Source organism: Mesorhizobium sp. M7D.F.Ca.US.004.01.2.1, assembly GCF_003997785.1.
Taxonomy (GTDB): Bacteria; Pseudomonadota; Alphaproteobacteria; order Rhizobiales; family Rhizobiaceae; genus Mesorhizobium; species Mesorhizobium loti.
Genome location: NZ_RZRQ01000015.1, coordinates 1 through 14,729 on the forward strand (window position 1 = coordinate 1; position 14,729 = coordinate 14,729).

The 14,729-nt window shown below is 63.4% G+C and carries 14 protein-coding genes; 9 read left to right on the forward strand and 5 right to left on the reverse strand.

The genetic code is table 11. The annotated features are described in order from the left end of the window. Window positions 1-1,669, reverse strand: a 1,669-nt coding sequence (locus tag EN993_RS04845) for a TonB-dependent receptor (protein ID WP_127262538.1), incomplete at its 3' end; no start/stop codon positions are given. A gap of 198 nt (window positions 1,670-1,867) precedes the next feature. Between EN993_RS04845 and hemP the strand changes: the two genes are divergently transcribed. The 5 genes from hemP to EN993_RS04870 are packed head-to-tail and all read left to right on the forward strand — an operon-like array spanning window position 1,868 to window position 5,982. Next, window positions 1,868-2,074, forward strand: a complete 207-nt coding sequence (gene hemP, locus EN993_RS04850) for a hemin uptake protein HemP (RefSeq protein ID WP_109668714.1) — start codon at window positions 1,868-1,870, stop codon at window positions 2,072-2,074. Window positions 2,075-2,096: 22 nt separating this feature from the next. Then, window positions 2,097-3,158, forward strand: coding sequence for a hemin-degrading factor (locus EN993_RS04855; RefSeq protein ID WP_109668716.1), 1,062 nt, complete (start codon window positions 2,097-2,099; stop codon window positions 3,156-3,158). Between the two features lie 10 nt (window positions 3,159-3,168). Continuing rightward, on the forward strand, window positions 3,169-4,077 hold the full coding sequence (locus tag EN993_RS04860; RefSeq protein WP_127262539.1) for a hemin ABC transporter substrate-binding protein: 909 nt from the start codon (window positions 3,169-3,171) through the stop codon (window positions 4,075-4,077). A gap of 11 nt (window positions 4,078-4,088) precedes the next feature. Beyond that, a complete protein-coding gene (locus EN993_RS04865) occupies window positions 4,089-5,186 on the forward strand; it encodes an iron ABC transporter permease (RefSeq protein ID WP_126068837.1) in 1,098 nt (365 codons plus the stop codon). Between the two features lie 7 nt (window positions 5,187-5,193). Continuing rightward, window positions 5,194-5,982, forward strand: a complete 789-nt coding sequence (locus EN993_RS04870) for a heme ABC transporter ATP-binding protein (RefSeq protein ID WP_127262540.1) — start codon at window positions 5,194-5,196, stop codon at window positions 5,980-5,982. Between the two features lie 41 nt (window positions 5,983-6,023). Here the strand turns inward: EN993_RS04870 and rirA are convergent, their stop codons facing one another. After that, window positions 6,024-6,488 (reverse strand): iron-responsive transcriptional regulator RirA, encoded by a 465-nt coding sequence (gene rirA / locus EN993_RS04875; protein WP_109668725.1) that lies wholly within the window; start codon window positions 6,486-6,488, stop codon window positions 6,024-6,026. A 275-nt stretch (window positions 6,489-6,763) separates the two neighbouring features. On the opposite strand from rirA, the gene EN993_RS04880 reads away from it, so the two are divergent. The 3 genes from EN993_RS04880 to EN993_RS04890 all read left to right on the forward strand — a co-directional run bounded on the left by EN993_RS04880 (window position 6,764) and on the right by EN993_RS04890 (window position 9,292). Further along, window positions 6,764-8,062, forward strand: a complete 1,299-nt coding sequence (locus EN993_RS04880; protein WP_127262541.1) for a DUF445 domain-containing protein — start codon at window positions 6,764-6,766, stop codon at window positions 8,060-8,062. A 113-nt stretch (window positions 8,063-8,175) separates the two neighbouring features. Beyond that, the gene (locus tag EN993_RS04885; protein WP_127262542.1) at window positions 8,176-8,604 is read left to right on the forward strand and encodes a phasin family protein; all 429 of its coding nucleotides are present in this window, start codon (window positions 8,176-8,178) and stop codon (window positions 8,602-8,604) included. A gap of 190 nt (window positions 8,605-8,794) precedes the next feature. Continuing rightward, complete coding sequence (locus tag EN993_RS04890; RefSeq protein ID WP_109668731.1) at window positions 8,795-9,292, forward strand: MaoC family dehydratase; 498 nt, start codon at window positions 8,795-8,797, stop codon at window positions 9,290-9,292. A gap of 36 nt (window positions 9,293-9,328) precedes the next feature. On the opposite strand, the gene EN993_RS04895 is transcribed toward EN993_RS04890, so the two are convergent. Beyond that, entirely contained in the window at window positions 9,329-10,804 is a 1,476-nt protein-coding gene (locus EN993_RS04895) for an MFS transporter (protein WP_127262543.1), read from the reverse strand. Window positions 10,805-10,932: 128 nt separating this feature from the next. Here EN993_RS04895 and EN993_RS04900 point away from each other — a divergent pair, with 128 nt between their 5' ends. Continuing rightward, the gene (locus EN993_RS04900; RefSeq protein ID WP_127262544.1) at window positions 10,933-11,826 is read left to right on the forward strand and encodes a LysR family transcriptional regulator; all 894 of its coding nucleotides are present in this window, start codon (window positions 10,933-10,935) and stop codon (window positions 11,824-11,826) included. A 49-nt stretch (window positions 11,827-11,875) separates the two neighbouring features. On the opposite strand, the gene cml is transcribed toward EN993_RS04900, so the two are convergent. Then, complete coding sequence (gene cml / locus EN993_RS04905) at window positions 11,876-13,072, reverse strand: CmlA/FloR family chloramphenicol efflux MFS transporter (protein ID WP_127262545.1); 1,197 nt, start codon at window positions 13,070-13,072, stop codon at window positions 11,876-11,878. A gap of 233 nt (window positions 13,073-13,305) precedes the next feature. Further along, the gene (locus tag EN993_RS04910; protein ID WP_127262546.1) at window positions 13,306-14,709 is read right to left on the reverse strand and encodes a PLP-dependent aminotransferase family protein; all 1,404 of its coding nucleotides are present in this window, start codon (window positions 14,707-14,709) and stop codon (window positions 13,306-13,308) included. Between the last annotated feature and the right edge of the window lie 20 nt (window positions 14,710-14,729).

Consider the following 14,729-nt stretch of genomic DNA (forward strand, 5'->3'; position numbering starts at 1 on the left):
CGCCTTCGATATAGTCGTCGACATCGTTGTTGAAATACGCCGCCTTGAGACGGAACGCGTCGCCAGCCTCCAAGATATCATTTTGCTTGTAGTTGACGCCGAATTCGGTCGTCTTGCCGGTCTCAGGCCGCAGATTGGGATTGGGCAGGAACGGGAAGCTGACGCCTGCCGGGTGATTGCCGCTGATCAGCGTTTCGGTAATCGACGGCGAGCGATAGCCCTCGGCATAGGTGCCGTAGAACTGAAGGCCTGCGAGGCCAGCCGATTCGAACGGCGAAACACCGACGGTGATACGAGGCGACACCCTGTCACTGGATGTCTCGCGTGAATCGTCCTTCAGGCTGTAATTGTCGTAACGCAGCCCGGCGATGACTTCGAGCCACTCCCAGGTGAGCTTGTCCTGGACATAGGCGCCAGAAACGTTGCGCTTGCCCGACGGCGTGTAGAAACTGTCGCCGCCGGCCGTGCCGCCAGTCTTGACGTTATCGCCGGCCCAGTCGCCGCCATAGGTCAGTTCGTGTGCGACATTGCCGGTCTCGAATCGGGACGTGTTCCAGATGTCGATGCTGGTCGTGCCGATGTCGAAGGTCGACGTCGAGCCTTGCGGCAGCACGATGGGAAGGCCGGTGGTTGGATCAAACCGGTTGAGAGGGACGAGGCTGGTCAGATCGAGATTGGTCTTGTTGTAAGAGGTGTTGATATGGAGATCGAGCCAGCTCTTGTCCTCATCGGTGATGTTGTAGCGGGCCGTGAAGGTGTTCGACTTCAGGTCGACGTCATTGACCGGCACGCCGCCGCTGATCTCGTTCCAGCCGTCGCTTGAACCGACCCAGCCGAGCTTCAGTTCGCTGTTGTCGGTCGGGCGGATGGTTGTCTTGAGCAGGCCGCTGAGCACGTCGAAGCCGGTGCCCTTGACTGTGTCGCCGCCGCCATCCTTGTAGTCGTCATAGTTGCGATAGACGATGTTGCCCAGCGCGTCCCAGTTCTCATTGAAGCGATAGGCGCCGGATGCGCTTGATGTCCAGCCCTTGCCGTTGCTCTCATAGCGTCCCGTGACGGAGCCGGCCCATGTCTCGTCCGGCTTGAGGAAATCCTCGGCGTCCTTGGTGTCGAAGAAGACGACGCCGCCGATAGCGCCTGAGCCGTAGGTGTTGGCGACAGGACCGCGGATCACGTCGACGGATTTGACAAGCTCGGGGTCGATGTAGAAGGTCGACTGGGTGCCGTGGTCGGAGCGCTGGAAATTCTGACGGGCGCCGTCGACGATGACCGCGACGCGGCCGAAATCCTGCAAGCCGCGGATGTTGATGCTGGTGCTGACGCGCCTGGCGTCGGCCTGGGCAGCGACACCGGGCACGCCGAGCAGCATCTCGTTCGGCGTCGTCGCCATGCGGCGGTCGAGCTGTTCCTGATCGACATGGCTGGCCGACGCCAGCGATTCGATCGCCGTCTCGCCGGTGCGGCTGATGACGAGGATCTTGTCGAGCAGCGTTGCGCCCGCAGGGGCGGGCTTTTCCTCGTCAGCCTTCTTCGTTTGATCTGCCGGCTGCGCCGCCTGCTGAGCGTTGGCCAGTTGCGCCGACAAGGCGATCGCCGCCACGCTTGCCAGCAAAGCCGCCATGCCCTTCGCTGCCGACCGGCCGCGCCATTCCCAAGTCATCAACCCCATGCCCCAACTCCAAAGTCCAGGTTTCATGCTGGCTGGCCCGGGGCTGGCTGGCAGTTTTGATCGTGTCCGGCGTCTTAAATGTTGACTCATTTAATCCGGTATTGCACTGACTAGTAAACATGATTATTCAAGTCAAGAAATGAATCGGATTACGCAACGCCTAGCCAGACGCCCGGCACAGGAAAGGGATCGATCCAGATGAACACCCACAATCCCAACGATTTTCGCTATCGCGTCCGCCGTTCCGACGATGCCTCCGTCCGTTTCGACCGGGTTCCGCTGGCGGTGCGGACCCTGTCCAGCAACACCCTGTTCCAGGGCGAGCACGAGATCGGCATCGAGCATCATGGCGCGCTCTACCGGCTGAAGATCACCCGCCAGGGCAAGCTCATTCTCAACAAGTAAGACAAGGCAACAGGGACGAGACATGGACCAGCGCGTAAAACCCGCCCCGCAGGAAATCCGGCGGGCACGGACAGACAATCCGAAGACGCGCGAGCGTGATCTGGCTGCCCAGCTCGGCATTTCGGAGGCCGAGCTGGTCGCCGCGCATAGCGGCGACGGCGTCGTCCGTATCGAGCCGCGCGTCAACGATCTTTTGACCGGCCTCGAAGCCGTCGGCGAGGTCATGGCGCTGACCCGCAATGAAAGCGCGGTGCACGAAAAGATCGGTGTCTATGACAAGGTTGTCACCGGTAACCACAATGCCATGGTGCTTGGCGAAAACATCGATTTGCGCATCTTCCCGAAGGTGTGGGCACACGGCTTTGCCGTGGAAAAGCGCGATGGCGACGAGATCCGCCGCAGCTTGCAGTTCTTCGACCCCGCAGGCGAGGCCGTGCACAAGGTGCATCTGCGACCGGCCTCCAGCCTCTATGCCTATCAGAAGCTGGTCGCCGCGCTCGAATCGTCCAACCAGGAGCCGACGGTCGACATTTCAGGGCCACTCCCCGATGACGAGATCCATGGCGACGAAGCGGCCGCCAATCTCGACGATCTGCGCGACCGCTGGAGCCGGCTGACCGACGTGCACCAGTTCTTCGGCATGCTGAAGACGCTGAAGCTCAGCCGCCGGCAGGCGGTGCGCATGGTCGGCCAGGACTATGCCTGGCTGCTCGACAATGATGCCGTTCGGGCCATGTTCCATCATGCCGTGGAAGGCGAGATGCCGATCATGTGCTTTGTCGGAAACCGCGGCTGCATCCAGATCCATTCCGGGCCGATCAAATCGATCAAGCCGATGGGGCCATGGATCAATGTGCTGGACGAAACCTTCCACCTGCATCTGCGAACCGATCACATCCACGAGGTCTGGGCCGTGCGCAAGCCGACCAAGGACGGTCATGTCACCTCGCTCGAGGTCTATGACGTCGACGGCAAGATGATCATCCAGTTCTTCGGCAAGCGTCATGAAGGCGAAAGCGAGCGTGACGACTGGCGGTTCCTGGCGGAAAACCTGCCGCGCATCCCAAGCCCGACCGCAGCCTGAGGAAAGTAAGATGCGTTTTTTCCCCGGACTGCCGGCTGTGCGCGGATCGATCCTCGGGTCGATGGCCGGTCTTTCTCTGGCTTTTGTCGCGCTGCAACCTGCTGGCGCCACCGAAGGCACGGCCGTCTTCGCCGATCCCTCGAAAATTGCGGCCATTGGCGGTTCGATCACCGAGATCGTCTATGCGCTCGGCGAGGAGAAGCATCTGGTGGCGCGCGATTCCACCAGCCGGTACCCAAAGGCGGCGCTTGAACTGCCTGATGTCGGCTACATGCGCGCGCTGTCACCGGAAGGTGTGCTGTCGGTCAACCCGACCGGCATCCTGGCACTGCATGGCAGCGGCCCCAAGGAAGCCGTCGATGTCTTGAAGAAGACGAGCGTCCCGTTCATCGAGGTGCCCGAGCACTATAGCCACGAAGGCATCCTCGAAAAGGTCCGCATCGTCGGCAAGGCGCTCGGCGTCGATGCCAAGGCCGAGGTGCTGGCCAGGGAGCTCGATGCCAAGCTCACGGCCGCCGAACGGCAGACGGCGTCGATCAAGCAGCGCAAGCGCATCCTGTTCGTGCTGTCGATACAGGGCGGCAAGATCCTGGCGGCCGGCAGCGAGACCGCCGCCGACGGCATGGTCAAGCTGGCTGGCGGCGTCAACGCGGTCGAGGGCTTTTCCGGCTACAAGCAGATGTCGGACGAGGCTGTTATCTCCGCTAGGCCGGACGTGATCCTTATGATGAGCAATGCCGGGCCTCCGGTATCTGACGACGAACTGTTCGGCAATCCGTCGATCGCCTCGACGCCGGCCGGAACCGCACGCAAGCTGATCCGCATCGATGGCGCCTATCTACTCGGCTTCGGACCACGCACGGCTGATGCCATCCACGACCTCGCTGTCTCGCTTTATGGCGGGCAGGTCACGGACTGAGTAGGCAGATCATGGTTGATCAATCGATCGCCGGTCCGGTGATGGCGAGCGCATTTGAAGGCGACCGGTCGGGCCGCGCCCGCATCGTCATTCTTCTGCTGTGCCTGGGGCTCGCGGCTGCCGTTTTCCTGTCGCTGACATCGGGGGCGTCGGACGCATCGGCCGTCAACGTCATCGGCGACTGGCTGTTCGGCACCGTGCCTGATAACGCTGCGTTGAGCGCCCGCGACAGCCTGATCGTCTACGACATCCGCCTGCCGCGCATCATCCTCGGCATGCTGGTCGGCGCGGCGCTCGCGGTTTCCGGCGCGGTCATGCAGGGACTATTCCGCAATCCGCTGGCCGACCCCGGCCTGATCGGTGTTTCGGCTGGCTCCAGCCTCGGCGCGGTTGCCGTCATCGTGCTCGGCGCCACAATATTGGCTCCGGTGACAGCCTTGCTCGGCACGCTTGCATTGCCGCTGGCGGCCTTCTGTGGCGGGCTCGCCACAACGCTCGTGCTCTATCAGGTTGCCACGCGACGGGGACAAACCTCGGTTGCCACAATGCTGCTCGCTGGCATCGCGCTGGCGGCGCTTGCGATGGCGCTGACCGGCATCCTCATCTTCATGGCCGACGATCGCCAGTTGCGCGACCTGACTTTCTGGCAACTCGGATCGCTCGGCGGCGCGACCTGGGCGAAGATTGCTTCGGTCGGGCCGATCATCGTGCTGGCGCTGGCGGCGATGCCGTTCCTGGCACGCGGCCTCAACGCGCTGGCGCTGGGCGAGGCGACCGCCGGCCATCTCGGCATTCCGGTGCAGCGACTGAAATACACGGCCATCATCGGCGTCTCGGCGGCGGTCGGCGCGTCCGTTGCCGTCAGCGGCGGCATCGGCTTCGTCGGCATCGTGGTGCCGCATCTGCTGCGCTTGGCTATTGGTCCGGACAATCGCTATCTGCTGCCGGCGTCCGCGTTGCTCGGCGCCTCGCTGCTGCTTCTGGCCGATGCGGTCGCGCGCACCATCGTGGCGCCGGCCGAACTGCCGATCGGCATCGTCACCGCGATCGCCGGCGCACCGTTCTTCCTTTGGATCCTGCTGCGCAAGCGCGGCGTGATTGACTTGTGAGGTTTGGATGATCGAGGCAAGGGATGTTTCGGTTGATATCGCCGGCAAGCCTATCGTCACCGGTGTCGATTTCCACGCGCGGCCCGGCGAGATCGCCGCCATCGTCGGCCCCAATGGTTCGGGTAAGACGACCTTCCTCAAGGCGCTTTCCGGCGAACTCGCCTATACCGGGCGCGTCGCGCTCAACGGCCGCGATCTCCGCGCGATGAAGCCGGTCGAGACCGCCGTCCAGCGCGCGGTGCTGCCGCAGGCGACGACGTTGTCGTTCCCGTTCACGGTGCGAGAAGTGGTCAAGCTTGGCCTTGTCGGCGGCCGCTCGGGCGTCTTGCCGGGCGAGGATGCGCGGCTGCCGGAACGGGCGCTGGCGCGCGTCGATCTCGACGGCTTTGGCGGACGTTTCTACCAGGAGCTTTCGGGCGGCGAGCAACAGCGCGTCCAGCTTGCGCGCGTGCTGTGCCAGGTCTGGGCACCGGTGCTCGACGGCAAGCCGCGCTATCTCTTCCTCGATGAGCCGGTTTCCAGCCTCGACATCAAGCACCAGCTGATCATCATGAGCATTGCCCGCGACTTCGCCAGAAGGGGCGGTGGCGTGGCTGCCATCCTGCATGACCTCAATCTCACGGCCATGTATGCCGACCGGATCTTCGTCATGCATCGTGGCCGGCTGGCCGCCACCGGGTCGCCGCAGGACGTGCTGAGCGATGATCTGATCGAAAAAGTGTTCGACTGCCGGCTCAGAGTCGGCGTGCTGCCGGCCGGAAACATGCCGTTCGTGCTGCCGCAGTCAGCAGCCTAGTTTATTGCAGTAGGTCTAGCCAGACCACGATGTGGCCAAGTTCAGGCAGCCGGGGCGCGGCGCTCCATCAGCATGTCGATGCCGAGCAGGTTGCGCACGTTCGGGCGTGCCGCCACGAGGTCGGCGATCGTGTAGCGGGAGAGCACGGCGAAGAACGCGTTCAGCGCCTCGCGCAGCGCCGAATTCAGCGCGCAGCTGTCGACCAGCGGGCATTCGGCGGCATCGTTCTCGAAGCACTCGGCCATGGCGAAGCTCTCTTCCGTCACGCGCACGACATCGAACAGGCTGATGGCTTCAGCCGCCCGGCCAAGCTTGACACCGCCATTCCTGCCACGCACGGTCTGGACAAGGCCGTGCTCGACCAGCGGCTGCAGGATCTTGAACAGGAAAAGCTCCGACACCGAATAGGCGGCCGCGATCTCGGGGATACGGCTCAGTCGGTCATCATTGGCCGCGCAATACATCAAGATGCGCATGGCATAGTTGGTCTGGCGCGTAAGCCGCATTTTGTCCTCACAAGGCACTGGTGCGGTGCAACCACGCCAGATCTGGAAATTTTGCTGATGCGGCTTTGACCCGAAATTCCGGATTCGCCACATTGGCCTCGGCGGAATATGGCCTATACCTTGGAACAATTCCAGACTAGCTTCGACCAATAGATGAATTTTCTCCTCAACTTTGTGTGCGCGCCCGAGCAAGATTTGGCGCGAAACCGGCTGTCGCGGGTATTTTGGCTGTCAAACCACTAAATAGCCTGAGATCGACGAGGAGCGGCTCACCCATGTCACAATCGGCTTCGTCCCTGGCGCCTGTCCGTTTCGATACCGACGCGGATGATGCCAAGCTTTCCGCGTTGCGGCGGACAAAATTCGTTGCAGCGGCGGCGCTGGCGCTGTGCGTGCTGGTGTTTGCGGTCGCAAAATCATTCGAGCACATCTATCCGTGGCTCGGCTTCGTCGCAGCCTTTGCCGAGGCCGCGACCATCGGTGGCCTGGCCGACTGGTACGCGGTGGTGGCGTTGTTTCGACGGCCGCTGGGGCTGCCGATCCCGCACACCGCCATCATCCCCGAGAACCAGCATCGCATCGCCGACAATCTCGGCCGCTTCATCGAGGTCAATTTCCTGGCGCCTGAACCGGTGCGTGAAAAGCTTGCCGAGGTCGATTTTTCGGCGCTCGTCGCCGACTGGCTGGCCGATACAGCGCGCGCCGCCGGCCTGTCGCGCTTTGTCGTGCGGCTGGTGCCGCAGACGCTTGCCGCTGTCGAGCAATCCGGCTTGCGCGGCTTCGTCACCAGCCGCATGCTGGAACAGATCGAAAAGGTGCCGCTGGCGCCGCTGGCTGCCGAGCTGCTCTCAGCCCTGACCGATGATCGCCGCCACCAGAAACTGTTCGACGAATTCACCAAGGTGATCGGCCGGTTTCTCAACGACGAACAGGCGCTGGCGACGATGCGCGAGAAGATCCGCGAGGAACTGCCGTCGCTGTTCAACCTATTCAGAGCCGACGCCTATCTCCTGAAGAAAATCGTCGCTTCGGCCGGCTCGCTGCTCGATGAGGTGAGGGCCGATCCCGATCACCCGATGCGCGCCGAGTTCGATCGTTTCGCTCAAGGCTTCATCGAAAAGCTGAGGACATCGAAGCAATATGCCAAACGCGCCGAGAAGCTGAAGCGCGATTTCCTGGCCCGTCCGGAGGTCAAGGGATTGGCCGGCGACATGTGGGCAAGCCTCAGCCAGTTCATCGAGCAGGACGCCAAGGCGCCGAATTCGGTTATCCGCGCGCATCTCGCCAACATGTTCGTCGAGGTCGGTCGGCATCTTGCCGGCGATGCGCAGATCAGGGCCGACATGAACCAGGGGTTCGTGGTGGCGCTCGCGTCGTTCGTCGAGAGCCAGAAGAGCGGCGTGTCGACATTCATCGCCGACCAGGTCAAGCGCTGGGACCTCGCGCAGCTGACGCGACTGATCGAGATGAACATCGGCAAGGACCTGCAATACATCCGCTTCAACGGCATGATCATCGGTGGGCTCGCGGGTGTCGTGCTTTATGTGGCCGAGCGGCTGTTCCTCGTGAATTGACCCGCGGCGAGGCTGGCGCTGATTCCATCGCGTTGGAAATGGACACACGGCACGCGGATGCTATTCTCCAGCTGAGGGCGCCCGCATCCGCGGCAAAAGGGGAGCAAACGAGCATGGCAAAACAACCGGAATCCGATTCCTTCATGGACATGTTCGGCAGGTTCGGTCGCGACCTGAAGGTGCCCAATGTCGACGTCGAGGCGATCCTCGCCCATCATCGCAAGAACCTCGAAGCACTGGAGAAATCGGCACGAGCCGGTGCCGCCGGCGCAACCTCGCTGTTGTCCAGGCAGCGCGAGATGCTACAGGACACACTGCGCGAGGTCACGGACATGGCGCAGAGCTACAGGGCGCCGGGTAATCCGCAGGAATTGATGGCCAAACAGACGGAGTTTGCCAGAAAGTCCTTCGAGGCCGCGTTGAAGAATGCCGGCGAAGTGGCTGAACTGGTCAAGAAATCCGGCACCGAATCGGTCGACATCCTGCGCACGCGCATCAAGGAGGCGATGGAGGAAATCCGCGCCGGCTACGAGAAGAAGTAGCAGATATGGCCGAGGCCGGTTCGTTGCTGCCGGCTGGCCCGAAGCCTAGAAATCCCGATTTAACCTGCGACTGCCCTCGCGGCATGGTGCGATTGCGGCCGGATTCGGCGGAACGGATTCACGCAGGGCGAATTGACAGAGGCTGTCAGTTCGTGGTCCGGAGGCGTTGTAAGCGATCGGGAAAGCAGGAATGACTGAAATACGGCCTAAAACGCCGCCGACCTTCGACCAGTTGAGGACGATGGCCGGGCAAGAGCTCGGTGTGTCGGAATGGACGACGGTCGACCAGAACCGCATCGACCAGTTCGCCGAATGCACCGGCGACCATCAATGGATTCATGTCGATCCTGAAAGGGCGCGGCGGCAAAGCCCGTTCCGCACGACGATCGCGCATGGCTACCTGACGCTGTCGATCATCGGCGCGCTGGCACTCGGCATGGGCATCGTGCCCGAGAATACGCAGGCCGCCTTCAATTATGGCTTCGATAAGGTGCGGTTCCTGGCGCCGGTCAAGGTCGGCGCGCGCATCAGGCTGCGCACCACGCTGCTGTCCATGGAGGACAGGGGGCCCGGCCAGTATCTGATGAAGGCGGCCAACACGGTCGAGATCGAAGGCGAGGAAAAGCCTGCCCTGATGGCTGAAACGCTGGTCATGCTTTATGAGCGCCGCAAGCGGGCAGGCGCCTAGGCGCGATCCGGCAGGCGGCGTTCAGTCTGCGCGAAGTCAGAGGTTTTGCGACACTTCCACCGGCCTGTGCCGCTTGAACTCGGCGCGGGCTGAGAGCAGCGCGAGGAACAGCGCGACCAACGCCAGCGCCGTTGCTGTCTGAAAGGTGACCTGCATTCCCCTCGCGGCGGCCTCGGAACCCAAAAACGTCTGACCAATGCCTGCGTGCCCTTCGGCCGATGCGACGGCGAATATGGCGCCCATCAATGATGCGCCGGTGATGAGGCCGAGATTGCGCGAAAGGTTGAGCAGGCCGGATATGACGCCGCGCTGGCTGGTTTCGACACCGGTCATGACGGCTGCATTGTTCGACGTCTGGAACAGCGCGTAGCCGATGCAGGTGACGGTGATCGGAACGACATAGCCGGCAATGCCGAGTTTGGTCATGGCGAGCGACAGCAGGAACGTGCCTGTCGAGAGGCTGAGCAGGCCTACGACCATCATCCTGTGGGCGCCGAAGCGATCAGTCAAGCGTCCGGCCACCAGCGCCGACAGGGTCGAGACAAGCGGCCCGGTCGACAGCACGAGGCCGACCATTGCGGCATCGAGCCCAAGTCCGCGCGACAGGTAGAACGGGGCAACCACCAGGGTCGCCATCATCACCGTGGCGACAACGAGGCTCATGGCGAGACTGGCGCTCAGTTGGAGATCGCGGAAGCTGGCGAGCTGGATCAAGGGGTTTTTCACCCTCGCCTGAGCGGCGGCGAACAGAAAAACGCCGATGCCGGCAGCGACCAGCAGGCCGACGTTGAGCGGTTCGAAATTGCCTCTCCCAAGCGTCATGGCCAGCGCATAGGCGGCCAGTGTCAGGGCCAGCAGCGCGGTGCCCATGACATCGAACGTGCCTCGGTCGACCTGCGCTGTCTTGCTGCGCGCCGGTAAGGCACGCCAGGCGAGAGCGAAGGTGAGCACACCCAGCGGGACATTGATGAGGAAGATCGTTCGCCAGCCGAAGCCGGCGATCAAAAGGCCGCCGAGCGAGGGGCCAAGTGTCGTGCCGATCGCGGACATGGCGCCGAGCAGGCCCATGGCGCTGCCGATTCTGTCCTTGGTCACGGTTTCGGCGACAAAAGCCAGCGTCAGCGCCATCATCAGCGCCGCGCCAAGTCCCTGCCCGGTGCGCGCGGCGATCAGCAGCCAGAGAGTCGGTGCCAGGCCGCAGAGCACCGATGCCGATGTGAACAGCGCGATGCCGCCAAGCAGCAAGGGCCGGCGCCCGAACATGTCGGCCAGCCGGCCGGCGCTGACGATCAGTGTGGTGATGGCCAGCAGATAGGCCAGGACAACCCATTGCACGGACTGGAACGACGCGCCGAAATTCTGCATCAGCGACGGCAACCCGACGCTGGCAATGCTGGTTCCCAGCGACGACAGCAGCGTGGCGAGCGACAGGCTTGCCAGCGCCCAGCGGGCGGATTGCATCTGTGGCAGCACCGATGCGCGTCCGTCTCGATTTTGCTCAGCGATTGCCACTGCGATCTCCTTCCATCAGCCCCAGAAGCGGAGCTGCTGGAGATCTAGTCCCTTGGCCTATATGGCGGAAGACGCAGCATTTGCATCTTATTCGTGCGTTTGACGCCATATCGTGCCATGATCCGCCAATGACATCGCCCGATCTCAATCTGCTGTTCGCTCTCGACGTTCTGCTGACCGAAGGCAGCGTGGCGCGTGCCGCCAGCCGTCTGCGCCTCAGTCCCTCGGCGATGAGCCGGACACTGTCGCGGCTGCGCGAGGCGACGGGCGACCCGCTGCTGGTTCGCGCCGGTCGCGGTCTGGTGGCGACGCCGCGTGCGGAAGAACTGCGACAGCAGGTTGGCCGTGTCGTCCAGGATGCGGAGGCGCTGCTGCGTCCTGCCACCCTGCTTGATCTGCGGAGCCTGGACAGGGTCTTCACGCTGCGCACCAATGAGAGCTTCGTCGAAGAATTCGCTCCTCGTCTCGTCGCCCGTATCCAGGCCGATGCGCCCGGCGTGCGGCTGCGCTTTGCACCGAAGTCCGACAAGGACGTCATGTCGTTGCGCGACGCGGCGATCGATCTGGACATAGGCGTCGCTGGCGAGACCGGGCCGGAGGTGCGCATCCAGGCGTTGCTTCGCGACCGCTTCATCGGCGCCGTGCGAACAGGCCATCCCTTGAGCGAGGACACGGTGACGCCGGAGCGCTATGCGGCAGGCCGGCACATCAGCGTTTCACGGCGCGGCCGCGAGAAGGGGCCGATCGACGAGGCTTTGAACCGGCTCGGGCTGCAGCGGACAGTCGTGTGCATGGTTTCCGGTTTCTCGGCAGCCCTTGCCATGGCCCGCACATCAGACCTGATCGCCAGCGTTCCGGAGCGGCATACCGAGGGCGCACGCGCCGGCATGCACAGCTTTCCCCTGCCGGTTGCCACCGCTGGGGTCACCATCTCCATCCTGTGGCATCCGCGGCTCGATGCCGATCCGGCACAGCGCTGGTTGCGTGATTGCGTGCGGGAGGTCTGTACGACGTCTCGCTGACAACGACGAGAAGCCTGCGCCAACGGCCCAGGCTCCTCATCCTTCCCGTCTATTCGGTTTGGCGTTTCCGCAAATGCCTCAGCGCACTTAGTGTGAGCGTCGCCATGACCGAACAATAGCCCACCAATGGCCACGCCGTGTCTCCGCCGAGCAGTATGACGAACAGCGTGCCGAGGATGCCGACGACAAGGCTCTGGATGCAGAAGTAGAGCGCGACGGCGGTTCCCGCGACATCGCCGAAAGCCTCGAGTGCACCGTTCGCGGTGACCGAAACAGTGAAGACGATGCCCACGGCGATGACCCACATCGGGCCGACGAATGTGACGAAGGACGGCGCCGCGAATATCTGCCCGATTGCCAGCAGTGCCGCGCCGAGCAGCAACATCGCCATGCCGCGCGCGACGCTGCCCGCGATGCCCCAGTGTGCAATGAATTTTTTGGCGAAGCGGGTGGTCACGATCATCACCAGCGCCGCGGTGGCGAAGGCAAGGCTGAAACCGATTTGTGAAAAGCCGGCGCGATCCATGAGCACCCGTGGCGCCGTCGAAAAGAACATGAAGAAGGCGCCCATGGCCGCGCTGAAACCCAGCGTATAAGTCCAGAAGGCGAAGCTGGAGAGAATGGGGCGAAACGCCATGCGCCTACCGTCGCCATTCGAAGGGCGTGTTTCATGCCATCGCGGCCATGCGTTGAGGGTGGCGGCCGTGGCCAGACCGCCGAGCGTCAGGAAGATCGCGCGCCAGCCGAGATTGTCGGCGATCAAGGCACCGGCAATCGGCCCCAGCGCCGGCACGACAGCCAGCATCGAGCTGAACAGGCCGTAGATAACAGCACCTTCAGGCCTTTGCGCATAGACGTCGCGAACCGTTGCGAAGGTCGCAACGAGAACCGCCGACGCACCGATGGCCTGCACGACGCGCAAGGCAACAAAGACCGTGGCCAGCGAGGTCCCGGCGAGCAGGAAGGAAGCGCCTGCAAACAAAAGCGCGCCACCGATCAGCACCGGGCGCCTGCCGATCCTGTCGGAAATCGGGCCGAAGACGATCTGGCCGAGGCCAAGACAGATCATGTAGAGACTCAGCGTCAGCTGGATGACCTCAGGTGATGTCTTGAGGATCCCCGGCATCGTTGGAACGATCGGGAGGTAGATATCCATGGCCAGCGAGGCCAGGATGTCGAAGGGCGCCATCAGCACCATGGCTGCTGGCAGGGAAGTGGTCCATGTCGGGTTTTTTGGACAAGGCATGATTGAACATCCGCTCAAATGGGTACATTTGGCGGCGATCTGCCGTTCTCACTAAAAATGGGAAATGACGGACCGCCGCAACAACGAAGTGCTGTTGCGGCCTACTTGTCTGCTGACTTGCTGGTTCCCATAACCGCTATCCCGGAAAATGATGGCGCGGACATTCTCTCGAGTGCGCGGGCCGTTCACTAGCAGCCGGAGGTTACCCAGGCAACAGGATCAGGTTGGTCGCGTCAACGCGCCATCGCCGCCTCGAGCACCTTGAAAATCCGCTCGTCCGCGCATTGGGCGACGTTGAAGCGCAGGAAGCGGCTGGCTGTTCCGGACAGGCTGAATGCGTTGCCGGGCGCCAGCACGATGTTGTCGGCCAGAGCGCGGCGGGCCACTTCGGCCGCATCCACCCCATCCGGCAGGCGGCACCACAGGAACAGGCCGGCCGGCTGGTCAATCCAGGGCATGACGCCGATCGCCTTCAGGTGGGCGCTCGTCTCGCCCATGGCGCGCGCAAGCTTCGCGCGCAGCAAATCCATGTGCTTGCGATAGCTGCCGTCCTTCAACAGGGTCAGCACCAGTTCGGCCGCAAGCCGCCCGCCGCCGAAGGTCGTGGCGATCTTGAGGTCGGTCAGCGGCTCGATCCAGTCACGGGGTGCCGCGATGAAGCCGCAGCGAACCGACGCTGACAGCGTCTTGGAAAAGCTGCCGATATGGACGACGCGGTTGAGACCATCGAACGCCGCCAGCCTGGGCGCCGGCGCATGTTCGAAATCGGCGAAGATATCGTCCTCGACGATGGTCAATTCCGATTGGTCGGCGAGCTTCAGCAGCCGGTGCGCCGTGACCGGCGACAGGATCGCGCCGGTCGGGTTGTGGATGGCGGAGTTGGTGATGTAGAGGCGCGGCCGGTGCTCGGCCAGCGCCTGCGCGAACAGCTCGATATCCGGCCCCGACGGCGTGTAAGGGACGCTGACGACCTTGGCCCGGTGGGCGCGCAGCAGCGCGTGGAAGTTGAAATAGCAGGGGTCGTCGACCAGCACCGTATCGCCGGGTTCGATGAGGAACCGGCACAGAAGGTCGATGGCCTGCGTGCCCGATTCCGTCAACATGATCTGCTCGGGCGAGACTTCGATGCCGTGCCCGGCCATACGCCGCGCCAGCAATTGCCGCAGCGGCGGCAGCCCGAGCGGCGTGCCGTAGTCGGCCAGCGCGATATCGTCGGCGCGCGCCACCGTGCGCAGCGCCCGGCGCAGTCCTGTCTGAGGCATCCACGAGGCCGGCAACCAGCCGCAGCCGGGCTTCAGCATGTCGTCGCCTGCTTCCAGGGACTGGCGCGAGATCCAGAGCGGATCGACGGCGCGGTCGAGGCGGGGGCCGATTTCGGCCAGCGACAGCGGCGCCAGCGAGCCGGCGGCATAGAAGCCGGATCCCGGCCGCGAACGGATCGCACCTTCGGCGGCGAGCCGCTCATAGGCTTCGACCACGGTGGATTTGGACACCTGCATGGATTTGGCGAAGGCGCGGATCGAGGGCAGTCGTGCTCCCGGCGTCAGGCTGCGCGCCGCGATCCGCTGGCGGATTGTCGCCATAACGCCTTCGACGAGCGTTCCGCCGCTCTCGCTTTCTGTGGTCTGCTTGTCCATCCGTACTGCTCTGTTGACCA